Annotated in this window: 21 protein-coding genes; 12 read left to right on the top strand and 9 right to left on the bottom strand. The window is 59.4% G+C overall.

The features are described 5' to 3' along the window. The first annotated feature begins 5 nt into the window (after window positions 1-5). From BN2591_RS20520 to BN2591_RS20565, 10 genes are all read left to right on the top strand, one after another. Window positions 6-602 carry a TetR/AcrR family transcriptional regulator gene (locus BN2591_RS20520; protein WP_086873652.1) on the top strand — a complete coding sequence of 199 codons (597 nt, stop codon included), beginning with the start codon at window positions 6-8 and terminating at the stop codon, window positions 600-602. A gap of 60 nt (window positions 603-662) precedes the next feature. Further along, window positions 663-1,919, top strand: coding sequence for a nitrate regulatory protein (locus BN2591_RS20525; RefSeq protein WP_086873653.1), 1,257 nt, complete (start codon window positions 663-665; stop codon window positions 1,917-1,919). Between the two features lie 275 nt (window positions 1,920-2,194). Then, a complete protein-coding gene (locus BN2591_RS20530) occupies window positions 2,195-3,454 on the top strand; it encodes a CmpA/NrtA family ABC transporter substrate-binding protein (protein ID WP_086873866.1) in 1,260 nt (419 codons plus the stop codon). A 10-nt stretch (window positions 3,455-3,464) separates the two neighbouring features. Beyond that, a complete protein-coding gene (ntrB, locus tag BN2591_RS20535) occupies window positions 3,465-4,352 on the top strand; it encodes a nitrate ABC transporter permease (protein WP_086873654.1) in 888 nt (295 codons plus the stop codon). 9 nt (window positions 4,353-4,361) lie between these two features. Continuing rightward, complete coding sequence (locus tag BN2591_RS20540) at window positions 4,362-5,156, top strand: ABC transporter ATP-binding protein (protein WP_065370199.1); 795 nt, start codon at window positions 4,362-4,364, stop codon at window positions 5,154-5,156. A gap of 35 nt (window positions 5,157-5,191) precedes the next feature. Continuing rightward, window positions 5,192-8,104 carry a nitrite reductase large subunit NirB gene (gene nirB, locus BN2591_RS20545; RefSeq protein WP_086873655.1) on the top strand — a complete coding sequence of 971 codons (2,913 nt, stop codon included), beginning with the start codon at window positions 5,192-5,194 and terminating at the stop codon, window positions 8,102-8,104. 17 nt (window positions 8,105-8,121) lie between these two features. Continuing rightward, window positions 8,122-11,865: a bifunctional nitrate reductase/sulfite reductase flavoprotein subunit alpha gene (locus tag BN2591_RS20550; RefSeq protein ID WP_086873656.1), complete on the top strand. Its 3,744-nt coding sequence runs from the start codon at window positions 8,122-8,124 to the stop codon at window positions 11,863-11,865. A gap of 91 nt (window positions 11,866-11,956) precedes the next feature. Next, the gene (locus tag BN2591_RS20555; RefSeq protein ID WP_086873657.1) at window positions 11,957-12,697 is read left to right on the top strand and encodes a response regulator; all 741 of its coding nucleotides are present in this window, start codon (window positions 11,957-11,959) and stop codon (window positions 12,695-12,697) included. Beyond that, window positions 12,694-13,995 (top strand): ATP-binding protein, encoded by a 1,302-nt coding sequence (locus tag BN2591_RS20560; RefSeq protein ID WP_086873658.1) that lies wholly within the window; start codon window positions 12,694-12,696, stop codon window positions 13,993-13,995. The genes BN2591_RS20555 and BN2591_RS20560 overlap by 4 nt, the downstream gene beginning before the upstream one ends. A 129-nt stretch (window positions 13,996-14,124) precedes the next feature. Further along, window positions 14,125-15,312, top strand: coding sequence for a cytochrome c biogenesis protein DipZ (locus BN2591_RS20565; RefSeq protein WP_086873659.1), 1,188 nt, complete (start codon window positions 14,125-14,127; stop codon window positions 15,310-15,312). Between the two features lie 43 nt (window positions 15,313-15,355). Here BN2591_RS20565 and BN2591_RS20570 read toward each other — a convergent pair whose 3' ends face one another. From BN2591_RS20570 to BN2591_RS20580, 3 genes are all read right to left on the bottom strand, one after another. Next, the gene (locus tag BN2591_RS20570) at window positions 15,356-16,399 is read right to left on the bottom strand and encodes an alpha/beta fold hydrolase (protein WP_086873660.1); all 1,044 of its coding nucleotides are present in this window, start codon (window positions 16,397-16,399) and stop codon (window positions 15,356-15,358) included. Window positions 16,400-16,485: 86 nt separating this feature from the next. Continuing rightward, on the bottom strand, window positions 16,486-17,007 hold the full coding sequence (locus BN2591_RS20575) for a surface-adhesin E family protein (protein WP_086873661.1): 522 nt from the start codon (window positions 17,005-17,007) through the stop codon (window positions 16,486-16,488). After that, window positions 17,004-17,570, bottom strand: a complete 567-nt coding sequence (locus BN2591_RS20580) for a hypothetical protein (protein WP_086873662.1) — start codon at window positions 17,568-17,570, stop codon at window positions 17,004-17,006. The genes BN2591_RS20575 and BN2591_RS20580 overlap by 4 nt, the downstream gene beginning before the upstream one ends. 220 nt (window positions 17,571-17,790) lie before the next feature. Between BN2591_RS20580 and BN2591_RS20585 the strand changes: the two genes are divergently transcribed. After that, window positions 17,791-18,132, top strand: a complete 342-nt coding sequence (locus BN2591_RS20585) for a nitrous oxide-stimulated promoter family protein (RefSeq protein WP_086873663.1) — start codon at window positions 17,791-17,793, stop codon at window positions 18,130-18,132. A gap of 134 nt (window positions 18,133-18,266) precedes the next feature. Here BN2591_RS20585 and flhA read toward each other — a convergent pair whose 3' ends face one another. Genes flhA through hypA form a run of 6 tightly spaced genes read right to left on the bottom strand, consistent with a single transcriptional unit; the run spans window position 18,267 to window position 24,010 of the window. Further along, window positions 18,267-20,339: a formate hydrogenlyase transcriptional activator FlhA gene (flhA, locus tag BN2591_RS20590; RefSeq protein ID WP_086873664.1), complete on the bottom strand. Its 2,073-nt coding sequence runs from the start codon at window positions 20,337-20,339 to the stop codon at window positions 18,267-18,269. 56 nt (window positions 20,340-20,395) lie between these two features. Continuing rightward, window positions 20,396-21,406 (bottom strand): hydrogenase expression/formation protein HypE, encoded by a 1,011-nt coding sequence (gene hypE / locus BN2591_RS20595; RefSeq protein ID WP_086873665.1) that lies wholly within the window; start codon window positions 21,404-21,406, stop codon window positions 20,396-20,398. Continuing rightward, complete coding sequence (gene hypD / locus BN2591_RS20600; protein ID WP_086873666.1) at window positions 21,403-22,524, bottom strand: hydrogenase formation protein HypD; 1,122 nt, start codon at window positions 22,522-22,524, stop codon at window positions 21,403-21,405. The genes hypE and hypD overlap by 4 nt, the downstream gene beginning before the upstream one ends. Then, a complete protein-coding gene (locus BN2591_RS20605; protein ID WP_017459266.1) occupies window positions 22,524-22,796 on the bottom strand; it encodes a HypC/HybG/HupF family hydrogenase formation chaperone in 273 nt (90 codons plus the stop codon). Before BN2591_RS20605 ends, hypD begins: the two co-directional genes overlap by 1 nt. Beyond that, window positions 22,787-23,659, bottom strand: coding sequence for a hydrogenase nickel incorporation protein HypB (gene hypB / locus BN2591_RS20610; RefSeq protein ID WP_086873667.1), 873 nt, complete (start codon window positions 23,657-23,659; stop codon window positions 22,787-22,789). Before hypB ends, BN2591_RS20605 begins: the two co-directional genes overlap by 10 nt. A 3-nt stretch (window positions 23,660-23,662) precedes the next feature. Beyond that, the gene (gene hypA, locus BN2591_RS20615) at window positions 23,663-24,010 is read right to left on the bottom strand and encodes a hydrogenase maturation nickel metallochaperone HypA (protein ID WP_045511032.1); all 348 of its coding nucleotides are present in this window, start codon (window positions 24,008-24,010) and stop codon (window positions 23,663-23,665) included. A 200-nt stretch (window positions 24,011-24,210) separates the two neighbouring features. Between hypA and hycA the strand changes: the two genes are divergently transcribed. Beyond that, window positions 24,211-24,678 (top strand): formate hydrogenlyase regulator HycA, encoded by a 468-nt coding sequence (gene hycA, locus BN2591_RS20620; protein WP_017459269.1) that lies wholly within the window; start codon window positions 24,211-24,213, stop codon window positions 24,676-24,678. Window positions 24,679-24,694 lie beyond the last annotated feature (16 nt).

The raw sequence follows: 24,694 nt of genomic DNA on the forward strand, positions 1-24,694 counted from the left end.
ACATCATGGCGGAAACGCGTGTGCGTCAGCGCTTGTCGCGGGAAGAGCGTTATTCGCAGCTTGTCGATGTCGCGTGGCACATTATTCGTGAAGAGGGCACCGAAGCGCTGACGCTCGGCCATCTGGCGGACTTAGCCGGTGTCACAAAGCCGGTGGTGTACGATCATTTCACCAGCCGTTCCGGGCTGCTGGCGGCGCTGTATCGCGAATATGACCAACGCCAGAACCGCAAAATGGATGACGCGCTGGCAAAGACCGCGCCGGAACTCGCCGCGCGCGCCACGGTTATCGCCACCGCGTATATTGAGTGCGTGTTGTTTCAGGGGCGCGAAATGCCAAGTTTACTGGCGGCGCTCGCCGGTACGCCGGAACTGGAGACTATCCGCCGCGAATACGCCGTCGATTTCATTGGTAAATGCCGCGCGCTGTTCGCGCCATTTTGCGGCGAACCGCTGCGTGATGCGCCGCTGTGGGCCATGCTGGGAGCCGCCGAAGGGCTCTCCTGGGCAGCGGTGCAGGGTGCTATCAGCGAGTCGCAGGCGAAAGAGGAGCTTTGTGCGGTCATCATCGCCATGGTTCGGGCGACACTGCCGCGCGGCTAACGCGGTTCTACCTGGCGCGCGCCTTGCATCAGGGAAGCTGGACTTCCCTGGAGCATACGCATGATAGCCAATTCATCGACCACCATCCGTTTCCTGCTCGCCTCGCGCCAGTGTGAGCTCAACAGCCTGCGTTATCTGCTGCAAAGCGGCGAGCTGGTGGGCAAGATCAGCCAACTGGTACACATGCTGCAACGCGAGCGGGGAACCTCCAATATGTTCCTCTGCTCAAGCAAAGGGCAATTTGCTGATGAGCTGATGCTGCGCGAACAAGAGGTGGCGCAGGCACAAGCACCGCTGATGGCGCAGCTCGACACGCTGGAGCAGCAAATTGCCGCGCTGCCGCAGGCCAGCCGCCTGTTCAGCCACGTCGCGAGCGTGGTGTACGCCCTGAGTGTGTTACCTGCGTTACGCCTGCAAATCCGCCAGCGCACGCTGCGTTTACCGCAGGCGATGAGCTTCTTTAACGACATCATCCGCCACCTGCTGTCGCTGGTGTTTGAGCTGTCTGACACCGCCGCCGAACCGGCCATCTCCCGGCACTTAATCGCCATGTTCAGCTTTATGCAGGGCAAAGAGTACGCAGGCCAGGAGCGGGCGACCGGCGCGGCGGCCTTTGCCGCTGGCACCTTCAGCGAAGAGACGCAGCAGAAATTGCTCAGCCTGATTGAACGCCAGGAGCGCTGTTTCGCCACCTTCGCCGATTTTGCCGATGATGAACACCGCCTGCGCTGGCAGCAGATGGCGGCCGACAGCCAGTTTGAACGCCTGCGGCGCATTGCCTGCACCGGGCGTGAGTTATACGAAACCGACAGTTGCCTGCGCTGGTTTGCCCTTGCCACGCAGCGCATTGACGAGATGAAAACGCTGGAGGATGCGCTGGCGCAAACGCTGATGGCGCACTGCCGCGCACGCATTGCCGCCACCGAGCAGGCGAATAATGAGCAACTCGCCGATATCGAAAGCCTGATGCCCGCATACGAAAGCGAAGAGAGCAGTTACTCGGTCTTTAGCGATGCGCACGGCTGGCTGGAGAGCGGCGGTGTTCGCCCGCAGCTTGGCCGTTCACTGCTGGTGCTGGTGCAGCAGCAGTCGCGGCGCTTGCAGGCGCTGGACACTGAGCTTGCGGCGCTGCGCGAAACGCTCAACGAGCGCAAACAGATTGAGCGCGCGAAAAGCATGTTGATGCAGCACCGGCAAATCAGCGAAGAGGAGGCCTACAAAACCCTGCGCCGCATGGCGATGAACCAGAATAAAAAGCTGATTGAAATCGCCAGCGCCATGCTGGCGGTAGCCGATGTTTTTCAGGCTAACCCTTAAGGAGTAGCTGCACATTGCCTGTGCAAAATCTGCCCTTCCGCAGTGCGCCGCGTTGAGTTGTTAGCGGCACTATGCCGCGAAAACTGCGGTTTTCGATCCTGGCATAGCCTTTGCTTTAACCTTCTCAGGTAGAAAAAAATCACAACGCGCACCCGGCCAATGGCGGTCGGTTTAGCGTTAAGCGGACAACGGCGTCCATAAGCGTGCAGCTTTGCACGGGCTTATGGGCGCCGTTTTTTTTTGCATCCCACAACGGTGAGCAGCGCGAGGGTGGCATGAGTGAGAACAACACGAAAGGTATGACGGTTTCCCGCCGTCAGTTTTTACTGGGCAGCGCGGTGCTGGGCGGCAGCCTGCTGGTCCCGGGTGTCATCAACCGTGCCTGGGCTGCCGGTTCTGACGCTCCGGAGCTTAAAGAGATCCGCGTGGGCTTTATTCCGCTCACCGATTGCGCCTCGGTGGTGATGGCGGCGGTTAAAGGTTTCGACAAAAAATATGGCATCACCATTTTGCCGAGCAAAGAGGCCAACTGGGCATCGGTGCGCGACAAACTGCTTTCTGGCGAGCTGAACGCCTCGCACATTCTCTATGGCCAGCTTTACGGTCTGCAGATGGGGCTTTCCGGGCCGCAAACCAATATGGCGGCGCTGATGACTCTCAACCAGAACGGGCAGGGGATCACGCTGGCAAACGCACTGCACGAGGCGGGCGTCACGGATTTACCTGCGCTGGCAAAGCATCTCGCCGCCAGCCCTGCGGGCACGTACACCTTTGCGCAAACCTTCCCGACCGGCACTCACGCCATGTGGCTCAACTACTGGCTGGCGAGCGCGGGCATTAACCCACTCAACGACATCCGCAGCGTGGTGGTGCCGCCGCCGCAAATGGTGATGAACATGAAAATTGGCAACATGGTTGGCTACTGCGTTGGCGAGCCCTGGAACCAGCGCGCCATCAGCGATGGCATCGGTTTTACCGCCGCGACCAGCCAGGATATCTGGCCGGATCACCCGGAAAAAGTGCTCGGTACGCGCGCCGATTGGGTGGAGAAGAACCCCAACAGCGCCCGCGCGCTGACCGCCGCGATTCTGGAGGCCTCGCGCTGGATCGACGCCTCGGACGATAACCGCCGTGAAACGGCAAAAGTGATCGCCGGACGCGCTTATCTCAACACCAAAGAAGAGACCATCATTGGTCGCATGCTCGGCCAGTACGACAACGGCATTGGCAAAAGCTGGAAAGATCAGCACGCGATGCGCTTCTTCCGCGATGGCTCGGTCAACTACCCGTGGCTCTCCGATGGCATGTGGTTTCTCACCCAGCACAAACGCTGGGGGCTGCTCGACAGCGATCCGGACTACCTCGCCATCGCCCGCCAGGTGAACCGCATTGATATCTACAAACAGGCCGCCGCCAGCGTGGGCAATGTTCCGCTGCCGGGTAGCGATATGCGCAGCAGCGTGTTGATGGATGGCGTTCGCTGGGACGGCAGTAACCCTGCCGCCTACGCCAACGGCTTTAGCGTAAAAAAATGAGAGGTCGCTAATGAAAAACCAGGCGCAAGTTATCCCTATTCCGCTCGACGAGGTGGCGAAAACCCCACAACAGGCAGAGATCGTGACGCTGCCCGCCAAAGTGCGCGTGCGTCGCCGCCCGTCGCTGTTACGCCCGCTGATGCAGCGCGTGGTGCCTGCGCTGCTCGGTATCGGTCTGCTGCTCTGCCTGTGGCAGGTGGCGGCGCTGAACAGCAAAAACTTTCCCACACCGTGGCAAACATGGCTGGCGGCGCTGGAGATTTTCGCCGACCCGTTTTATGTCGCCGGGCCAAACGATCAGGGCATTGGCTGGAACGTGCTGGCCTCATTAGAGCGCGTGGCGACCGGTTTTGGCCTCGCCGCCCTGGTCGGTATTCCCACCGGTTTTTTGATTGGCCGCTTTCGTTTTGTCGCCAACATGCTCAACCCGCTTATCTCCCTGCTGCGTCCGGTCAGCCCGCTCGCCTGGTTACCTATTGGTCTGCTGCTGTTCCAGCGCGCGGAACCGGCGTCAAGCTGGACGATTTTTATCTGCTCCATCTGGCCGATGATCCTCAACACCGCCGAAGGTGTGCGACAGATCCCGCAGGATTACCTGAATGTCGCGCGGGTTCTGAAACTGTCCGAGTTCGCCATCATGCGCAAAATCCTGCTGCCCGCCGCACTCCCCGGCATTCTCACCGGTATGCGGTTATCGATTGGCATTGCCTGGCTGGTGATTGTGGCCGCAGAAATGCTGACCGGCGGTATCGGCATCGGTTTCTGGATCTGGAACGAGTGGAACAACCTGAATGTGGAACACATCATCATCGCCATTGTGGTGATTGGCGTGGTCGGCCTGTTGCTGGAGCAGGCGCTGATGTGGATTGCTAACCGTTTTAACTACACCAACCGCTAGGGGGCTCTGATGCGTACCAATCCGATTATCCAGGTTCAGCAAGTGAGCCAGCGTTTTAACACCAGCAGCGGTGAGTTTCTGGCGCTTGATAACGTCAGCTTCGATATTCACCCCGGCGAAACCCTCAGCCTGATTGGTCACTCCGGCTGCGGCAAATCCACACTGCTGAATTTGATTGCCGGGCTGACGCTGCCCACCAGCGGCGGCCTGCTGTGCAACAACCGCGAAATCGACGGCCCAGGCCCGGAGCGCGGCGTAGTGTTTCAGAACCATTCGCTGCTGCCGTGGCTGACGGCGTATGACAACGTAGGTCTCGCGGTGCGCCAGGTGTTTCGCGGCGAGATGAGCAAAGCGGAGATGCATGAATGGATCATGCACAACCTCGATCTGGTGCATATGTCCCACGCGTGGAATAAGCGTCCGCACGAGATCTCTGGCGGTATGAAGCAGCGTGTCGGCATCGCCCGCGCGCTGGCGATGAAACCGAGCGTACTGCTGATGGATGAGCCTTTCGGCGCACTCGACGCCTTAACCCGCGCCCATTTACAGGATGCGGTGATGGAGATCCAACAGCGTCTGCACACCACCATTGTGCTGATCACCCACGACGTGGATGAGGCGGTGCTGCTCTCTGACCGCGTGTTGATGATGACCAACGGCCCGGCGGCAAGCATTGGCGAAATGATGGCGGTGGAGCTGGAGCGCCCGCGCTCGCGCGTTTCACTCGCCGACGACGCGCAGTATCAGCGCTATCGCCAGCAAGTGCTGCATTTCCTGTATGAGAAACAGCCCAAAGCGGCCTGACCTCTCTTTCTCTTTTGCCTTTAAGGATTCAGGTTATGAAAAAGCCCGTTTTAGCGGTGATCGGCCACGGCATGGTGAGCCACTACTTTTTGCAACAGCTTGTAGAGCGCGAACTGCACCAGCATTACGACATTGTGGTATTTGGCGAAGAACGGCTACCGGCTTATGACCGCGTGCATCTTTCGGAATATTTCGCCGGGCGCAGCGCCGAGTCGTTGTCGCTGGTAAATGATGGTTTCTTTGCCAACAACGGCATTACGCTGCACTGCGCGAGCAAAATTGTCGCCATCGACAGCCAGCAACGCTACGTGCGCGATGCGCAAGGTGTGGAAACCCATTACGACACGCTGGTGCTCGCTACCGGCTCGTATGCTTTTGTGCCGCCGATCAGCGGCAATACGCGCCCCGGTTGCCTGGTCTATCGCACGCTCGACGATCTGGACGCCATTGCCGCGCAGGCGAAGAACGCGAAACGCGGGGTGGTGATTGGCGGCGGTTTGCTGGGGCTTGAGGCCGCCAACGCTCTGCGTCAGTTGGGGCTGGAAACCCACGTCGTCGAGTTTGCGCCGCGTTTGATGGCGGTGCAGCTCGACGAAGGCGGCGCCATGATGCTGCAACGCAAAATCGAAGCGCTGGGCGTGCAGGTACATACGCGCAAAGAGACGCGGGAAATCATTGACGGCGAGCAGGCGCGCCACCGCCTCTGCTTTGCCGACGGCAGTTTTCTGGAAACCGATCTGCTGCTGTTTTCGGCGGGTATTCGCCCGCGCGATGAACTGGCGGAAAGCGCCGGGCTGCAAAAAGGGCCGCGCGGCGGCATTGTGATTGATGATCATTGCCAGACCTCCGACGAGGCCATTTACGCCATCGGCGAGTGCGCCTTGTGGAACGGGCAGATTTTTGGCCTTGTCGCGCCCGGTTACCAGATGGCGCGTAGCGTGGCGGATAAACTTGCCGCCCGCGACACACCGTTTACCGGCGCGGATATGAGCACCAAACTGAAATTGCTTGGCGTTGAGGTCGCTTCTATTGGCGACGCGCACGGCAAAACCGCCGGCAGCCAGAGTTACCAGTGGACCGATGGCCCGCGCGAAATCTACAAGAAAATCGTTGTCTCCGCTGATGGCAAACGGCTGCTCGGCGCGGTGCTGATTGGTGATAGCGCCGATTACAGCCTGCTGCTGCAAATGATGCTTAACGACATGCCGCTGCCCGCGCAGCCGCAAATGCTGATCCTGCCTGCGCTTTCCGGCGACGCGCCAAAAGGGCTGGGCGTGGCGGCGCTCGCTGCCAGCGCGCAAATCTGCTCCTGTCATAACGTCAGCAAGGGCGATATCGCGGCGGCCGTGGCGGGCGGTTGCAGCGAGCTTGGGGCGCTGAAAAGCTGCACCAAAGCGGGCACCGGCTGCGGCGGTTGCGTGCCGCTGCTGAAACAGGTGATGGAGCACGAGCTGCAACAGCTTGGCGTGGAGGTGAAAAAAGATATCTGCGAGCATTTTGCCTGGTCGCGTCAGGAGCTGTATCACCTGATCCGCCTGCACGATATCCGCACGTTTGACGCGCTGATTGCGCAGTTTGGTCAGGGGCACGGCTGCGAAGTGTGCAAACCGCTGGTCGGGTCCATGCTCGCCTCGTGCTGGAATGATTACCTGCTTAAACCGCAGCACCTGCCATTGCAGGACACCAACGATCGCTTCTTCGCCAACATACAAAAAGATGGCACCTACTCGGTGGTGCCGCGCATCCCGGCGGGCGAAATCACCCCGCAGGGGCTTATCGCCATCGGCGAAGTGGCACAGCGCTATAACCTCTACACCAAAATCACCGGCGGGCAGCGGGTGGATCTGTTTGGTGCGCGGCTTGAGCAGTTGCCCGCCATTTGGGAGGAACTTATCGCCGCCGGGTTTGAAACCGGCCACGCTTACGGCAAATCCCTGCGCACGGTGAAATCCTGTGTCGGTTCCACCTGGTGCCGCTACGGTGTGCAGGACTCCACCGGCATGGCTATCGCGCTGGAGAACCGTTACAAGGGGCTGCGCTCACCGCACAAAATCAAAATGGCGGTCTCCGGTTGCACCCGCGAATGCGCTGAAGCGCAGGGCAAAGACATTGGCGTGATTGCCACCGATAAAGGCTGGAACCTGTATGTCTGCGGCAACGGCGGCATGAAGCCACGTCACGCGGATCTGTTTGCCAGCGATCTCGACAGCGAAACGCTGATCCGCACCATCGACCGGGTGTTGATGTTCTATATCCGTACCGCCGACCGCCTGCAACGCACCAGCACCTGGCTGGATAACATGGAAGGCGGTCTGGACTACCTCAAACAGGTGGTACTGGAAGACAGCCTCAACATTGGCGCGGAACTGGAGCGCGACATGCAGCAGGTGGTCGACAGCTATCAGTGCGAGTGGAAAACCACCCTTGATAACCCGCAAAACCGCCTGCTGTTCCGGGGCTTCCTCAATAGCGATCAACCCGATGAAGCGGTGGTGATGGTGCCGGAGCGTGGGCAGATCCGCCCGGCCACCGCGCAGGAAAAACCACCGGTGCAGAACCACTCGCATTCGGGGGATGGCGAGTGGCAGCAGATTGCCGCACTGGCCGATATTCCGGCCAACGCCGGGATGGCGGCGCGTCTTGGTCAGCAGCAGATTGCCCTGTTTCACCTGGCTGGCAGTGAGCCGCAGGTTTTCGCACTCGAAAACCACGAGCCGGGGAGCCAGGCGAATGTGCTGGCACGCGGGCTGGTGGGCGATGCGGGCGGCGAGCCGATGGTTATCTCCCCGCTGTATAAAAAACGCTTTCGCCTGCGCGACGGGCAGAGCCTGGACGATGCCGGGCTGCGTCTGCGCGTCTGGCCGGTGAAAATCCTGCACGGGCAAATCTGGGTGCAGCACACGCCTGCCGCGCAAAACGCGTTTCCGGCCATTGCCGAAGCGTCTTAAACAAACCCGGGGGCGAAATGGAGCAGATCAAAAGCGTATGCCCCTACTGCGGGGTGGGCTGCGGGCTGGTGATGCAGGTGGAAAACCAGCGCATCATCAGTGTGGAGGGCGATAAAAGCCATCCGACCAACCAGGGGCGGCTGTGTACCAAAGGTAAAAGCTGCGCGGAGGCGATAACGGCGACGGACCGTCTGGAGAGTGCCTGGCTGCGCACATCGCGTCAGCATGAGCCGGTGCGTACGGCGATGGATGACGCCATCCGCGAAACGGCGCGGCGACTGCGTGGCATTATCGATAAGCATGGCCCGGATGCGCTGGCGCTGTATGTCTCCGGCCAGATGTCGTTAGAAGCGCAATATCTGGCGAACAAGCTGGCGAAAGGGTTTATTGGCACCAACAACATCGAGTCCAACTCGCGTCTGTGCATGGCCAGCGCCGCCAGTGGTTACAAACTCTCGCTCGGCGCTGACGGGCCGCCGGGTTCATATGACGACTTTGACCACGCCGATCTGTTTTTGGTGACTGGCGCCAACATGGCCGACTGCCACCCGATCCTGTTCCTGCGCATGATGGAGCGCGTTAACGCCGGGGCGAAACTGATTGTCATTGATCCTCGCCGCACCGCCACGGCGGAGAAAGCCTCGCTCTTTTTGCAGATCAAACCCGGCACCGATCTCGCCTTACTGAATGGTTTGCTGGCACTCTTGGTGCAAAACGGTCAACTGGATAACGATTTTATTGCCCAACACACCGAAGGCTGGCAGGCGATGCCGGATTTTCTGCTGGACTATACGCCGCAGCAGGTGGCGGAGCGCACCGGGCTGCGTGAAGCCGATATTCGCCAGGCGGCGCAGTGGATTGGCGAGGCAGGCAACTGGATGAGCTGCTGGACGATGGGGCTAAACCAGAGCACGCACGGCACCTGGAGCACTAACGCGTTGTGTAATTTACACCTGGCGACCGGCGCGATTTGCCGTCCCGGCAGCGGGCCGTTTTCGCTTACCGGCCAGCCAAACGCGATGGGCGGGCGGGAAATGGGCTACATGGGCGGCGGGTTGCCGGGCCAGCGAACGGTGCTGGCGGCAGAAGACCGCGCTTTCGTCGAACACCTGTGGCAACGCCCGCCAGGTACGCTGCGCGACGAGGTCGGCGGCGGTACGGTCGCGCTGTTTGAGGCGATGAGCGCGGGCGAGATCAAAGCCTGCTGGATAATCTGCACCAACCCGGTCGCTACTGTGCCAAACCGCAAAAAAGTGATTGCCGGGCTGGAACGCGCCGAGCTGGTGATTGCGCAGGATGCGTTTCTGGATACCGAAACCAACCGCTATGCCGATATCCTGCTGCCGGGCGCGTTGTGGGCGGAAGCTGAAGGGGTGATGGTCAACTCCGAGCGCACCATGACACTGATGCAGCAGGCCGTCTCCCCGCCGGGCGATGCGCTTGCCGACTGGCAAATTATCGCCAGAGTGGCGTGCGAAATGGGCTACGCCGAGGGGTTTCACTACGCCAGCGCCGCCGAGATATTTGACGAAATCCGCACTGCTCACAACTCGGCAACCGGCTACGACATTCGCGGCGCGAGCTACGCGCGGCTGCGCCAGACGCCGTTACAGTGGCCCTGCCCGCCGGATGATGATCAAACGCGTCACCCCATTCGCTATTTGCAGGATAACGGGCGCGTACGTTTTGCTACCGCCAGCGGCAAGGGACAATTTTTTGCCCGCCCGGATCTCGCGCCTGCGGAAATGCCGGATGACGACTACCCGCTGGTGCTCAACACCGGGCGCGTGCAGCATCAGTGGCACACGCTCACCAAGACCGGCAAAATCCCGCTACTTAATACGCTCAACCCCGGCCCGTTTATCGAAATCTCCCCTGTGGACGCACAACGCCTGGCGATAAGCGAGGGGGACTGGGTGGATATCCGCTCGCGGCGCGGTATGGCGCGGCTGCCTGCGGTGGTGACTGACCGTGTACGGCCCGGCAACAGTTTTGCGCCCTTTCACTGGAACGATCGGTTTGGCGACAATCTGGCGATTAACGCCCTGACCAGCGATGCGCTGGATCCGGTTTCGCTGCAACCCGAGCTGAAACACTGCGCCATTGCGCTGGTGCGCAGCGAGCAGCAGCCCGCGCCCGCCGCGGCACCCGCAACGGATGTGGACTGCGGGTTAGTGCTGGTGCTGTGGGCCTCCACCACCGGCAATGCGCAGGCGTTTGCCCGCCGCTGCGCCGAACAGCTTCTGCATGCCGGGCTGGCGGTAAAACTGCGCGCCATGGATAACGTTAGCATGAGCGATATTGCCGCCGCGCCGCGCGTGTTACTGCTCGCCAGCACCTTTGGCGATGGCGATCCGCCCGCGAATGGCGCGGCGTTGTGGGCGGCGTTAAGCGCTGAAAACGCGCCTGCGCTGAGCGGGACGGCATTTTCGGTGCTGGCATTTGGCGATGCCAGTTACGCGCAGTTTTGCGGTTTTGGCCGCAACCTGGATGCCCGGCTGGACGCACTGGGCGCACAGCGGCTGCTGGCGTGCCAGACGTGCGACGCGGGGGATATTGATGCGGCGCAGCAGTGGCTGACGGCGATCCACACTGACATTCTGCGCCTCGGCGCGCCGTCGCAACGCGCGGCGCAACTCACGGCAAAAGCTGGTTTCAGCCGCCACGCTCCTGTTAGCGTGCCGCTGGTCACCAACCAACTGCTGAGCGCGCCGGGGGCGGAAAAAGAGATCCGTCAGTTCGCCTTTGATCTGCAGGGGAGCGGTCTGCACTACGAAGTGGGCGATGCGCTCGGCGTCTGGCCGCGCAACTGCCCGCAGCGGGTGGCGGAAATTCTCGATCTGCTGGCGCTGGACGGGCAACGCGTGGTGCAGGTGAGCGGCGTGGGCGAGATGTCATTGCAGGCTGCGCTCTGCGACTGTTTCGACATTACGCGGATCACCCCGGAGATACTGCGCCTGGTGGCTGACCATGCGCAAAGCGAAACGCTGGATAATCTGCTCGCCAGTGAAAACAGTACCGAACTTACGCAGTGGCTGTGGGGGCGGCAGATCATCGATCTGTTGCAGAGCTTCCCGGTACATCTGGCGGCGGAACCGTGGCTTTCCGCGCTGCGCCGCTTACAGCCACGGCTCTATTCCATCTCCTCCAGCCCGAGAGTCTCCCCGCAGCGCGTGGAACTGACAATCTCCACCGTGCGTTATGGCGACAGCAAGCAACGCGGCGGCGTCTGTTCGACCTTTCTGGCGGATCGTGCCGGGCTCGTGGCGATCTTTATTCAGCCTGCGCCACATTTTCGCCTGCCAGCAGACCCGAACACGGCAGCGATCATGGTCGGTGCTGGCACCGGCATTGCGCCGTTTCGCGGTTTCCTGCAGGAGCGCGAGGCCTCGGGGGCGAGAGGGGATAACTGGCTGTTCTTTGGCGAGCAACATGCGGCCACGGATTTTTATTACCGTGAGGAGCTGGAGGCCTGGCAGCGCGACGGCGTTCTGCAGCGTTTCACCTGCGCGTTTTCCCGCGATCAGGCGCAGAAAATCTACGTTCAGCACCGCATGCTGGAGCAGGGCGAAGAACTGTGGCGCTGGTTAGCCGCCGGGGCGCACTTTTATGTTTGCGGCGATGCGAGCCAGATGGCGAAAGATGTCGAAAACGCCTTAAAACAGGTGGCGCAAACTTTTGGCGGCATGAGCGCTGACGAGGCCAACGCCTGGCTGGCGGCAATGGCGCGGGAAAATCGCTACCAGCGCGATGTCTATTAAGCGCTGTACAGTGTGATACAAAGCCAACGCCCGGGCCGTGCGTAACCAGGATACACTCATTTTACCGTTACCCGCCGCCAGGGCTTTTTGGATGGAACATATTGACCATATTTTGGTTGTTGATGATGATCGGGAAATTCGCACGCTGCTTGCTGATTACCTGACCCGATCCGGCCTGCGCGCAAGCGTTGCCGCCAATGGCAAACAGATGCGCCAGTTGCTCGAAACCACGCCAGTGGATTTGATTGTGCTGGATATCATGATGCCCTGCACGGACGGGCTGACGCTGTGCCGCGAGCTGCGCAGCAGTGCGCATAAAAACGTGCCGGTGCTGATGCTGACCGCGCGCAGCGAAGATACCGATCGCATTGTCGGTCTGGAGATGGGGGCGGATGACTACCTGGTCAAACCCTTTGTTGCCCGCGAACTGCTGGCGCGTATTAAAGCCATTTTGCGCCGTACGCGCATGTTGCCGCCGAACCTGCAAATTACCGAAGCAGGGCGCTGCCTGGCGTTTGGCGACTGGCAGCTTGACACCTCGGCGCGCCATCTGGTGGATGCGCAGGGTACCGTAGTGGCGCTGAGCGGCGCGGAGTATCGCCTGATGCGCGTATTTCTCGATCACCCTCAGCGCGTACTCAACCGCGACCAGCTTCTGAACCTTACTCAGGGGCGCGACGCGGAGCTTTTCGAACGATCTATTGATCTGCTGGTGAGCCGTCTGCGCCAGCGTCTGAACGACGACGCGCGTGAACCGGCTTATATCAAAACCGTGCGCAGCGAAGGCTATGTTTTCTCAATGCCGGTGGTGATTACAGAGGCGCGGGAATGAGGCTGTGGCCGCGCTCGCTGCTGTCACGTTTAGTGGTGATTGTGCTGGTGGGGTTGCTGCTGGCGAACGCGTTAACCCTTAGCCTGCTACTGTATGAACGTATCAGTACCGCGCGTTCGGTGATGCTGGGCAATCTTGAATACGATGTGGCGACCAGCGTGGCGATCCTCGACCGCTTGCCCGCCAGTGAGCGCCCTGCGTGGCTGGCGCGTATCGATCGCGGTAACTATCGCTACTTGCTGAGCGCAGGCGAAAGCGGGCGCTATCCCACCAGCTGGCGTTCGAAAGATACCGCGCGTTCGCTTGAACAGGCGCTGGGCAGCCAATATGCCCTGAAAATCAATGCCATCTCTGGCTCGCAGGAACATTTGCAGGCGCATTTGCGCCTGCATGATGGCGCGCCGCTGACCATTGATATCACCCCGCGTCCGACGCCCATCGCCCGTTGGCTGCCTGCGGTGCTGGCCGCACAACTGCTGCTGTTGCTTATCTGCTGCTGGCTGGCGGTACGTCTGGCGGTGAAGCCGCTGACCCGCTTTACCCGCGCGCTTGATGCGCTCACCCCGTCGCCCGAACCGCCGCCGGTGATGGAAGAGAGCGGCCCAACGGAGGTGCAGCACGCGGTGCGTGCTTTCAACGCGATGCAGGCACGTATTGCTCACCACCTGAATTCGCGCGCGCAGATCCTCGCCGCGATTTCGCACGACCTGCAAACGCCGATCACCCGGATGCGGTTGCGCAGTGAAATGGCTGCCGATGAAGCGCTGCGCGACAAACTGCTGGCGGATCTGGACGAAATGTCCCGGCTGGTGCGCGAAGGGATCGCTTATGCCCGCACGCAGGATGCGCCGCCGCTCACACCGCAGCGGCTGGCGCTGCACCCGTTTATTGACAGCCTGGTGTGTGATTATGTCGACGTTGGCAAACCGGTGACGCTGCTGCGTTGCCCGCCGGATATCACACTGCACATTGATGTGCAGGCGCTGCGACGCATATTAACCAATCTGCTGGATAACGCGCTGAAATTCGCCGGCAAAGCGGAGATCGATATTGTACTTACGCCAGATACGCAACTGGCGATCCATGTGCTTGATAACGGCCCTGGCATTCCTGACGAAGCGCTGGCAGCGGTGCTGGAGCCTTTCTACCGGCTGGAAACCTCGCGTAATCGCGGCACCGGCGGCACCGGTCTGGGGCTGGCGATTGCCCAGCAACTGGTGTCGCAACTCGGTGGGCAACTGCATCTGAGCAACCGCCCCGAAGGGGGGCTGGATGTCTGCGTGTTACTGCCGCGCTAAGTTTGTATCTCTGCGTATCTTTTCTCAGGCCTGCAACACCGGCTGACAAAACCCGCCATCACCGACACCGCCGCGATACACAGCGGCGGTGTAATGCGCCTGTTTCCTCAACGAATCAAGGAGCCTGTTATGGTGATCATTGCTTTTTTAGGCGGTTGTTTGACGCTGCTCAGCCCCTGTACGCTGCCGGTGATTCCGCTGCTGTTCGCAAGCTTTGGCCGGGATAAACGTCATCTTGCCGCACTGCTGGCGGGAATGGTGGCGATGTTTACGCTGGTGACGCTGCTGGCGAGCGCCACGCAGCAGTGGATAATTCAGGCCAACGCCTGGGGGCGCTGGCTGGCGCTCGGTCTGCTGGCGGTGATGGCGTTGTCGCTGATTTCACCGCGCATTGCCAGCACAGTGATGCACTTTGCTGTGCGCGCCGGTGAGCGGCTTGATAACCGCAGTCGCCGTACGGGCGGCGTGCTTTCAGCACTGCTGGCGGGCTTATCCGTCGGGCTGCTGTGGGCACCGTGCGCCGGGCCGATCCTCGGCGCGGTATTGAGCACCTCCATGCTAAACGGCGCAAACGGGCAGACGGCGCTGGTGCTGGCGGCCTACGGTAGCGGTGCGGCGGCGATGCTGGCGCTGCTCTGGCTGTGTGGCGATAGACTTTTTTCTCGTCTGCGTGCCAGCCTGCCCTTCAGCGAGCGACTGCGCCAGGGAGCGGGTGTCGCTATGCTGGGGGCGGTCGTGCTGATTGGCAGCGGGGCGAGCTCTGCGTTGCAGGGGGCGGGTACATGGACAACGCGGCTGGAACAACAGCTTCTGAGTTGGCGGGCGTTGCCGCAACCAGCCGTCATGCTGCAGCCGGTCAGCGAGCCGGTGGTACGCAATACCATGCCGCCACTGGCGGGGGCGGTGAGCTGGCTTAACTCGGCACCACTCACCCCGCAGGCGCTGAAGGGCAAAGTGGTGCTGGTGGATTTTTGGACGTTCGACTGTATCAACTGCCAGCACACGTTACCGTACGTGAAAGCGTGGGCGGAAAAATACCGCGACCAGGGGCTGGTGGTGATTGGTGTTCACACCCCGGAATACCCGTTCGAGAAGAACATTCAGTCACTGCAAAATGTGGTGCGAAAAGAGAATATCCGCTTCCCGGTGGCGGTGGATAATAACTACGCCATCTGGAATGCGTTTGGGAACCAGTACTGGCCCGCGCATTACTATTTTGATGCCAAAGGCCAACTGCGGCAGATGTACTTTGGTGAAGGGGAGTATCAACAGCAGGAGCAACTTATTCAGAAACTGCTGGCCGAAGCCCATTCATGAGGGAAAACGCGCCTTCGCTGAATCAGCCGAAGGCGCGCGCTGTTTAAGCCCTGGCAATATCGATAAGCGCCTGCGCAAAAAACGCGGGCGCTTCTTGCGGCAGGTTATGACCAATGCCGCCGGTGGCGGTACGGTGCTGGTAGCGGCCGCTGAATTTGCCGGCGTAGCTGGCGGGATCCGGGTGCGGCGCGCCGTTAGCATCGCCCTCAAGCGTAATGGTCGGCACCGTAATCACCGGCGCCTTTGCCAGTTGCTGTTCCAGCGCGTCGAAACGGTGCTCACCGCTGACTATTCCCAGCCGCCAGCGATAGTTATGCAACGTAATGGCGACGTGGTCGGCGTTGTGCAATGCCTGCGCCGAGCGGGCAAATTCCGCGTCGCTAAAGCGCCACTGCGGCGAGGCGGTTCGCCAGATAAGTTTCGCAAACGCATCGGTATGTTCCCGATAGCCTGCTTCGCCGCGCTCGGTCGCAAAGTAGAATTGATACCACCAGGCGAGCTCCGCCGCAGGCGGCAGCGGTTTTTTGTTCGCCTGCTGGCTGCCAATCAAATAACCGCTTACCGGAACCAGCCCTTTGCAGCGCTGCGGCCACAGTGCGGCAAGAATATTGGCGGTACGCGCGCCCCAGTCAAAACCGCCAATCACTGCCTGTTTAATGTCGAGCGCGTCGAGAAAGGCGATAGCATCGACGGCGAGTGCCGCCTGCTGGCCGTTGCGCGGTGTATCGGCAGATAAAAATGTGGTACTGCCATAGCCGCGCAACCAGGGTACCAGCACGCGAAACCCGGCGCGGGTAAGGCGCGGGATCACATCGGCAAAGCTGTAGATGTCATACGGCCAGCCGTGCAGAAGCAGCACCGGTTCGCCGTTTACCGGCCCGGTGTCGATATACCCGATATTCAGCACGCCTGCGTCAATCTGCTTAATGGGCGGTAGCGGCGTCAGGTTGCGCGGTGCGGCGGTGAGTGCGGCGGGCGGTGCGCTGGCGTGGGCGGGAAGGGCGTTTAGCCCCAGTTCCAGTGCGGCCAGGCTTGCGGCAGTAGCCTGCAACAGCAGGCGGCGTTGCGGGTTTTCAATCGATGACATAAGTGTCTCCTGCAAAAAGTGGGCGATGGCGTCCTGCGCCATCCACCCGCTATTGCAAGGGATCACTGTATCCCGATTGTGTGCGACTACGCGCCGTTCTGTATCAGCGTGTATAACAGCGGTGTTTGCGTATCGCGTTCGGGCTCTGCGACCAGGCGCTCCACCGGGAGCTTACACAGTAAGCCTGCCGTCAGGCCGATTAAGGATGTTGGCGGGTAATCCTGCCACTGTCCGGGCGTGTTCATGCGGGCGATTTTGTCGCCAGTGGCAAAAGGCTCTGAAAAGAAGAGTTTATGCACATGGGCGAATTGGTGCGTATCACAGTTCACTACCAGGCTCTGGCGTTCACTGCGAATCACCATCAGCGGATCCTTTTTCACCGGCATGCCTTCGGTGTAGTTATGAATCACGTCAATACGGCGCAAATAGGGATTGCCGTCGTAAAGGGAAATGGCACGAAAATCCAGATAGCTAATGCCGCTGCTGAGTGTCACGAACTTAACGACCTGTTTGGGCGGCGTTGCCGTTTGTGCATCAGTGCTCCTGGGATGGCTGGCGCAGCCGGACATCAGCAGCAGCGCGGTAACAAGACAGAGGGATTTTTTCATTTTTGCTTTCCTTGCAGATCCGGGCGCACCGCCAGTAAATCCTCATTGCTCACATGACCCTGAATTGAGCAGCGCAAAAAGGTTTTGCCTTCACTCACTTCCAGCATGGCGAGTTTTTCCACGCTATCTGCAGCCGGGGCAATACTGCTGACGGCAGTTTTGTTGACCCGCCATGTTGTCTCGCCGGCGCGTTTGATCAGCGGATTGCCGTAATACCCGTCAGTGACTTTTTGCCAGTGAACGTCAGGCAACGCCGCTATCACCGCAGAGAGGGGCTCTTCGATAATCCACCCCCAGAAGTAATAATCGCCCAATTTACCCAGTGACTCTTGAGATCTGTCAAAGCCAGAAATGGTGAGCTGATTTATGCGCAGCGGCTTGCTAAACCAGACGATACCGGAGTCGTCTTTCGGCTCGGCAAACCAGGCGTGATGTTGCTTATCTGTCACCAGTGGCGCGGTGTGCGCCAGTGTGGCTCGCTGTTTGTAGAGTTCACTGAAAAAAGTGCTATCGCAACGCAGCAGACTTTCTGTCAGCGTTTGCGCTTTTGCGGCTCCGGTCATCGTCAGCGTGAGCAGCGCCAGGGGGAGAAAAAAGATTTCATGGGTGTCCTTAAGGTCTGCGCCGTTTGTTATGACGGCTCCATCTCGTCATCGTCAGCAGAAGGGGGTAAACAGGTATCGGCATACGAGGTCTGACCTTTACATAAAAACGCGGCGGGCGTGGTTTTTTGCGATTTCATTAAGTTGTATTATTTATGCATCTTAACTATTGGTGACGTGTATGGCTGGCCCCCGGATCCTGCGAGAAAAACTGACTATCCGCAAAATGATTGCCCTTTATCAGCGCGCCTGCCCGGATGCGGTAAGCAGCGCGGCGCACTATGCGGATTTGTACGCTTATGCGGAAAAGCGGCTGGATAAATGCGTGTTTGGCGAAGAGAAACCGGCCTGCAAACAGTGCCCGGTACACTGTTACCAGCCTGCGAAACGCGAAGAGATGAAACAAATTATGCGCTGGGCGGGGCCGCGCATGCTGTGGCGTCACCCGATACTGACGGTGCGCCATTTGCTTGATGATAAGCGCCCGGTACCGGAGCTGCCGGAAAAGTACCGGCGCAAATAGCGGGTGAGTAAGCAGGGAGTTTATTCGGTGAAGGCAGGAAACGAAGGCGGGTTACGCGTTTGCCGGATGGGGTTGTGGGATTTTAATGATGTGAAATGAAATGCCCGACGTGCGAACGCCCGTCGGGTCTGCGGCTATAACGCCTCTTTATCAATACCTAATCGTTTCATTCTGGAGAGCAGCGTGGTGCGTTTGAGCCCCAGCCGCTGCGCCGCGCCTTTTGGCCCGGCGACCACGCCGTTGGTTTCCCGCAGCACGCGCACAATCAGTTGATACTCATCTTCCCCTTCGCGCGCCACTTCGGCGGGCGTTTCAGGCGCGAAGGACGGCACGGCGATTTCCGCCATTGAGAGTTGCAGCACGTTGCCGCGCGTGAGCAGCACCGCACGCTCGATCACGTTCTCCAGCTCACGCACATTGCCCGGCCACTCCATCGCACTCAGCACGCGCAAGGTTTCCGCCGGGATGCTGTCGATATTGCGCCCCATTTTGCGCGCGATTTTAAAGGTGAAGGCTTTCACCAGCAGCGGAATGTCTTCCGGGCGTTCGCGCAGCGGCGGCAGGTGGATAGGAAATACATTCAGGCGATAGTAGAGATCGCTGCGAAATTCCCGATCGGCGACCATCTGTTTAAGATCGCGGTTGGTGGCGGCGATAAGCCTGACATCGGTCTGGATCAGCTTGTTGCTGCCGAGGCGCTCAAACTCCTGCTCCTGCAACACGCGCAGCAGCTTGGGTTGTAGCTCAAGCGGCATATCGCCCACTTCATCAAGAAACAGCGAGCTTTTATCCGCCAGTTCAAAACGCCCGATGCGCTGGGCGCTGGCGCCGGTAAACGCGCCGCGCTCGTGACCAAACAGATCGCTTTCCAGCAGCCCGGCGGGCATCGCCGCGCAGTTCATCTTCACCATCCGGCGGCTGTTGCGGTCGCTAAGGTTATGAATGGCGCGCGCGATAAGCTCTTTGCCGGTGCCGGTTTCGCCCAGGATCAGCACCGTGCTGTTGCTCTGCGCCACCATCTCAACCTGCTTGAGCACGCGGTACATCGCATCGCTGCGCCCGATAATCTCGCCAAACTCGCTGTCGACATTATTAAGTTGTTCGGTAAGCGCGAGGTTCTCATCCACCAGCCGCTCTTTCAGACGGTGGATCTCCTGGTAGGCCAGCGCATTATCCACGGCAATGGCGATACGTTCGGCAATCTGGCGCAGCAGTTTCAGGTTCGCCGGGGTAAACACCTCTTTCTGGCACTGCGCCAGTTTCAGCACGCCCAGCAGATTTTTCCCCGACATCAGTGGCAGCAGACACAGGGTCTGAATGTTGTTGCCCCAGGTTTCAAACAGCATCCGCTCGTAGGGCGCGAGTTTGTCACGCTCATGCAGATTAATCAGCAGCATCTCCTGGCTGTTAAATACCCGCTCGGTCAGCGTTCCCTGTTCGTCGACTTCCTGCGTTTCATGGGCGGGGTCGGCTTCATCCAGATAATGCGTCGAGTAGATGGTCAGTTTGCCCTTGCGGCTGCCGCGCAGCACCAGACTTATGGCATCAATGCCGAAGTAGTAGTGGATCTCTTTCGCCACTTCGCTGACCAGTTCATCCATATGCAGCCGGGAGAGTACCGCATTGGTGATGGCCACCAGAATGCGAAAATCGTCGCGCTCCTGGCACAAGAGTTCGTAGTCTGGCGTGGGATGCTCGCGGCTTTGCAACTGCTCGGCGACAACGGCGACGATTTGTGTCAGCGTATGCAGGCGCTCGGTCTCTTTGTCACTCCATGGCCTGTCGCTGGTGCGAAAAAATTCGCAGCCGCCAAATATCTGCCCTTCAGCAGCGAGCGGCAGCAAGCTGTAATGGGCGAATGCCGGGTAGATCCGGCTTTCGGCAATGGCGGGCCAGGTCTCGCTAAAGAGTTGCGCGGTGCAGCGCAGCGCCTGCGGGTGAGAGAGAATATGCCGCACCGGGCCGCCTGCCAGCAGCGCCTGGTCGTTATATCGGGCACTGTTGTCGGGACCTTGCACGGCGTAACGGCTGGCGAGGTGGCTGTCGGCATGCCACAGCACAATCGCGGCGTTATCGGCGAGACCTGCCTGGCGGGTCAATCGGGTTAACGTTTCACAAAGCGCGGCCATATCGGGTTGCTGTAATAACATCCGTGTTATATCAAACAATCCTTGTTGCCCGAGATCGCTCATCGGTGTATACGACATTTTGCTTTTCCAGGAACACACGCTGAAGGTGTGAAAAAAGTAATAAAAATAAAAAGTTAACAAATCCGTGGTAAGGGCTCGGCATGGGGCAAATCCAGCAGGCGCTTCACTCCATAAAGGCCTGTCAGACGAACGCCTTTGCGGTCGACCACTTCGCCAATTATGGCGGCGTCGCGCCCTAACGGGTGAGCGCGTAATTGTGCCAGCGCCTGCTCTGCGGCTTCGCGCTGAACGGCAATCACCAGTTTGCCTTCGTTGGCAAAATTCAGTGCATCCAGCCCCAGCAGTTCGCAAACGCCACGTACCGCCGGTTTTACCGGTAAATCTCGTTCATTTAACTCAATGCCGTAACCGCAGGCGGCAGCAAACTCATGTACCACCGCGTTAACGCCGCCGCGCGTGGCGTCGCGCAGGGCTTTTACGCCGGGAAGCTCGCGCAGTTGGCTAATCAACGGCGTCAGCACCGCGCAATCGCTGGTCAGCTCGCCATCCAGCCCTAAGCCTTCACGCAGGTTAAGGATGGTTGCGCCGTGATCGCCCAGGGTGCCGCTTGCCAGCAGCACATCGCCGGGTTGCAGCGATGCTGCTGCCCAGTGAATAGAGGCCGGGATCGCGCCAATGCCGGCGGTATTGATAAACACCTTATCGGCTGCGCCGCGCTGCACCACTTTGGTATCGCCGGTGACAATCGCGATACCGGCGCTGCGGGCGGTATCGGCCATGCTCTCGACAAGCGTTTTCAGGGTGGCTATTGGCAATCCCTCTTCAAGAATAAAGCCGCAGGAGAGAAAGCGTGGTGTTGCGCCGCTCACGGCAATGTCATTTGCCGTGCCGCACACCGCCAGCTTGCCGATATTGCCGCCGGGAAAGAACAGCGGATCGATAACGTAGCTGTCGGTGGAAAACGCCAACCGATCGCCACCTGCCGTAAGCTCGGCCAAATGGATACGCGCCTGATCTTCCTGTTCTGCAAGCCAGGGGTTGGCGAACGCGTCCATAAAAAGCTGGCTGATAAGCTGCTGCATGGCCTGGCCGCCGCTGCCGTGCGCCATCTGTACTTCATTCATGCTTCACACTCCTGAGCACGGTATTGATACCAGGCCGCGCAGGCACCTTCTGATGAAACCATCAGTGCGCCGAACGCGCTTTGCGGGTTACAGGTGTTACCGAACAGCGGGCACTGGTGCGGTTTACAGCGGCCAGTCAGCACGTCACCGCAGCGGGCGCGCGGATCGTCATACACTTGCTGTTCAACCGGGTGAAAATGGGCTTCGGCGTCAAAGCGCTGATACGCGTCAGTCAGATGCACACCGGATTCGCCAATCATGCCCAGGCCGCGCCACTCGCTGTTGCCGCGTACGGTAAACACCTCGGCGATAGCGGCCTGGGCCAGCCGGTTGCCTTCGTCCGGCACCACACGGCGATACTGGTTTTCCACCTTGCTGTGGGCGGCGATTTTCTGCTCAACCAGCATCACTACGCCCTGCAATAGATCGAGCGGTTCAAACCCGGCGACCACCAGCGGGCGCTGATAAGTATCGGCGATAAAGGTATAGGCGTCGGTGCCGATCACCATGCTGACATGGCCCGGTGCGAGAAACGCGTCGATGCCGTTGTCCGGCTGCTCCAGCAGGCTGCGCAGCGTGGGGATCAGCGTAATGTGCTGGCAGAAAAACCAGAAGTTATCAAGGTTACGGGCTTTTGCCTGCTGCAACGTAATGGCGGTGGCGGGCATGGTGGTTTCGAACCCCAGACCGAAGAACACCACTTTGCGCTGCGGATTTTTTTCCGCCAGCGCCAGCGCATCCATTGGCGAATAGACAATCCGCACATCCGCGCCGCGCGCTTTCGCTTGCAACAGCGAACCGTTTTTCCCCGGCACGCGAATGGCGTCGCCAAAGGTGCAGAAAATCACCTCCGGGTGCTGGGCTATCTCCACGCAGGTATCAATTCGCCCCATCGGTAATACGCAGACCGGGCAACCGGGGCCATGAATAAACTCAATGTTTTCCGGCAGTAACTGGTCGAGGCCAAACTTGAAAATAGCGTGCGTGTGTCCGCCGCACACCTCCATAATGCGCAACGGGCGCGCGGCGGTGTAAGAGAGGTGCGCAGCCCGTTCACGCAGGTGATCAATCAGTTGCATCACCTGTTCCGGGGCGCGGTATTCGTCGACAAAACGCATTATTTCTCCTCGCCGTAAAGCAGCGCGCCGACATCGGGTTCGACATCGAACATGTTTTGCAGCGCCGCCAGCGTATCCAGCGCCTCTTCTTCGTTAATCACGCTCATGGCGAAGCCGACATGCACCAGCACCCACTGGCCGAGGCGCGACTGTCCGTTTTCGTCCGTGCTGCCGACCAGCGTTAAATCGACATCGCGCTGAATGCCGCTGACATCCACTTTGGCTTGCAGGCCATCAATGGCGCAAATTTGCCCCGGTACGCCTATACACATCGTTGCGTCTCCAGCCAGTCAAGCCAGGCTTCCATCCCGTCGCCTTTGGTGGCGGAAATCAACATGATTTCAATGGTCGGGTTCACTTCACGGGCATAGGCGATGCACTGCTCGACGTTAAAATCGAGGTAAGGCAGCAAATCCACTTTATTGAGCAGCATTAGCGAGGCGGCGGCGAACATATGCGGATATTTCAGAGGCTTGTCTTCACCTTCTGTGACCGACAGCACCGCCACTTTATGACGCTCGCCAAGGTCGAAACCCGCCGGACACACCAGATTGCCAACGTTTTCGATAAACAGAATGCCGCGATTTTCCAGCGCCAGGCGCGGTGCGGCGTCGGCAATCATCTGCGCATCAAGATGGCAGCCTTTACCGGTATTGACCTGAATCGCCGGGGTGCCGGTGGCGCGAATTCGCGCGGCATCGTTAACCGTTTGCTGATCGCCTTCGATCACCGCGCAAGGAACGCGCGTTTTCAGGCGTATGAGGGTCTCGGTAAGCAGGGTGGTTTTGCCGGAACCGGGGCTGGAAACCAGGTTCAGCACCAGGTGTTGCGAAGCGGCGAAGCGGGCGCGGTTACGGGCGGCGATTTGGTTATTTTTCTCCAGTACGTCGATCTCCACTTCCACCATCCGGCGCTGGCTCATGCCGGGAGCGTGGGTACCGGCTTCACCGTGACCATAATGCAGGTCGCCGTGTGCCAGTTGCGTGGGACGAAAATCGTCGGTTTTGATACCGGTGATTTTCAGCGCCGGGCGGGCAGCAGGGGAGAACGGCGCACCGCGAAACGCCGAGTGCGGATTATGTTCATCCCCCTCAATATAAAGGTTACCGTCCTGACAACCACATGTTGTACACATTGTTTACTCCTCAATTTCCAGTCGCTGAATTTGCATGCCGTCATCGGCGACAATCTGCAACTGGTCGCTGTGGCACTGCGGGCAGCGGCGCACTCGCTGGGTAAGTAACGTCACATACTGTTGGCAGGACTCGCACCAGCATTCCGCCTGTTGTTGTTCGATGTGCAGTGTACAACCTTCCGCCAGGCTGCCACGGCAAACCAGATCAAAACAAAACGTTAAAGCTTCCGTTTCTACACAAGAAAATGCGCCGACTTTCAGCCACACGCCGGTGACCCGACGCGCGCCGTTTGCTGACGCCTGTTGTTCAATAATTTCCAGCGCACGCTGGCAGAGGGTGATTTCGTGCATAACGCCTCCTGATGACTTTGCGCCCTTAATGCAATAAGAGTGCCATTACGCATTTTGACACGGTGACGATGTCGACAATGTCGAGATGACACGTCGAAAGGGGGAGTGTTTGGTTTTTATATTTTTAAAAATCAATAAGTTAAAATTTGGCATGGATGATGCTTTACCGCCGTTGTTTTTCATTAACCGGGTAAGCAGACATGACCATTTGGGAAATTAGCGAAAAGGCAGATTACATTGCCGGGCGGCATCATCGCCTGCAGGAAGAGTGGCGTAGCTACTGTAACGCGTTAGTTCAGGGCGTTACGCTCTCCAAAGCGCGGTTGCATCACGCCATCGGCTGCGCGCCGGAACAGCAACTCTGCTTTGTGCTGTTCGAACACTTCACCGTTTATATCACCCTGACCGGCGGCTTTAACGGTCACACCATTGAATATGCGATTGCCAATAAAGAGAGCGATGAGCGGCGCGTGATTGCCACAGCGCAGCTCTCCAGCGATGGCAAGGTCGATGGCGCGTTCAGCGTGCGCGATCGCGAAAAAGTGCTGGAGCATTATCTCGGCAAAATCGCCGCCGTTTACGACAACCTGTATGCCGCAATGGAAGCGGATACGCCGGTCAATCTCACCACGCTTGCCAGCCACGCACACGCGCCTGCGCTGGCCTGAGTTTGGGTGTCGACAT

This window comes from Kosakonia pseudosacchari (genome assembly GCF_900184035.1).
GTDB classification, from domain to species: Bacteria; Pseudomonadota; Gammaproteobacteria; order Enterobacterales; family Enterobacteriaceae; genus Kosakonia; species Kosakonia pseudosacchari.

Bases quoted from the DNA above. Each gene is read 5' to 3' on its own strand.
- BN2591_RS20520 (WP_086873652.1), top strand. From the start codon at position 6: ATGGCGGAAACGCGTGTGCGTCAGCGCTTGTCGCGGGAAGAGCGTTAT.
- BN2591_RS20525 (WP_086873653.1), top strand. From the start codon at position 663: ATGATAGCCAATTCATCGACCACCATCCGTTTCCTGCTCGCCTCGCGC.
- BN2591_RS20530 (WP_086873866.1), top strand. From the start codon at position 2,195: ATGAGTGAGAACAACACGAAAGGTATGACGGTTTCCCGCCGTCAGTTT.
- ntrB (WP_086873654.1), top strand. From the start codon at position 3,465: ATGAAAAACCAGGCGCAAGTTATCCCTATTCCGCTCGACGAGGTGGCG.
- BN2591_RS20540 (WP_065370199.1), top strand. From the start codon at position 4,362: ATGCGTACCAATCCGATTATCCAGGTTCAGCAAGTGAGCCAGCGTTTT.
- nirB (WP_086873655.1), top strand. From the start codon at position 5,192: ATGAAAAAGCCCGTTTTAGCGGTGATCGGCCACGGCATGGTGAGCCAC.
- BN2591_RS20550 (WP_086873656.1), top strand. From the start codon at position 8,122: ATGGAGCAGATCAAAAGCGTATGCCCCTACTGCGGGGTGGGCTGCGGG.
- BN2591_RS20555 (WP_086873657.1), top strand. From the start codon at position 11,957: ATGGAACATATTGACCATATTTTGGTTGTTGATGATGATCGGGAAATT.
- BN2591_RS20560 (WP_086873658.1), top strand. From the start codon at position 12,694: ATGAGGCTGTGGCCGCGCTCGCTGCTGTCACGTTTAGTGGTGATTGTG.
- BN2591_RS20565 (WP_086873659.1), top strand. From the start codon at position 14,125: ATGGTGATCATTGCTTTTTTAGGCGGTTGTTTGACGCTGCTCAGCCCC.
- BN2591_RS20570 (WP_086873660.1), bottom strand. From the start codon at position 16,399: ATGTCATCGATTGAAAACCCGCAACGCCGCCTGCTGTTGCAGGCTACT.
- BN2591_RS20575 (WP_086873661.1), bottom strand. From the start codon at position 17,007: ATGAAAAAATCCCTCTGTCTTGTTACCGCGCTGCTGCTGATGTCCGGC.
- BN2591_RS20580 (WP_086873662.1), bottom strand. From the start codon at position 17,570: ATGACCGGAGCCGCAAAAGCGCAAACGCTGACAGAAAGTCTGCTGCGT.
- BN2591_RS20585 (WP_086873663.1), top strand. From the start codon at position 17,791: ATGGCTGGCCCCCGGATCCTGCGAGAAAAACTGACTATCCGCAAAATG.
- flhA (WP_086873664.1), bottom strand. From the start codon at position 20,339: ATGTCGTATACACCGATGAGCGATCTCGGGCAACAAGGATTGTTTGAT.
- hypE (WP_086873665.1), bottom strand. From the start codon at position 21,406: ATGAATGAAGTACAGATGGCGCACGGCAGCGGCGGCCAGGCCATGCAG.
- hypD (WP_086873666.1), bottom strand. From the start codon at position 22,524: ATGCGTTTTGTCGACGAATACCGCGCCCCGGAACAGGTGATGCAACTG.
- BN2591_RS20605 (WP_017459266.1), bottom strand. From the start codon at position 22,796: ATGTGTATAGGCGTACCGGGGCAAATTTGCGCCATTGATGGCCTGCAA.
- hypB (WP_086873667.1), bottom strand. From the start codon at position 23,659: ATGTGTACAACATGTGGTTGTCAGGACGGTAACCTTTATATTGAGGGG.
- hypA (WP_045511032.1), bottom strand. From the start codon at position 24,010: ATGCACGAAATCACCCTCTGCCAGCGTGCGCTGGAAATTATTGAACAA.
- hycA (WP_017459269.1), top strand. From the start codon at position 24,211: ATGACCATTTGGGAAATTAGCGAAAAGGCAGATTACATTGCCGGGCGG.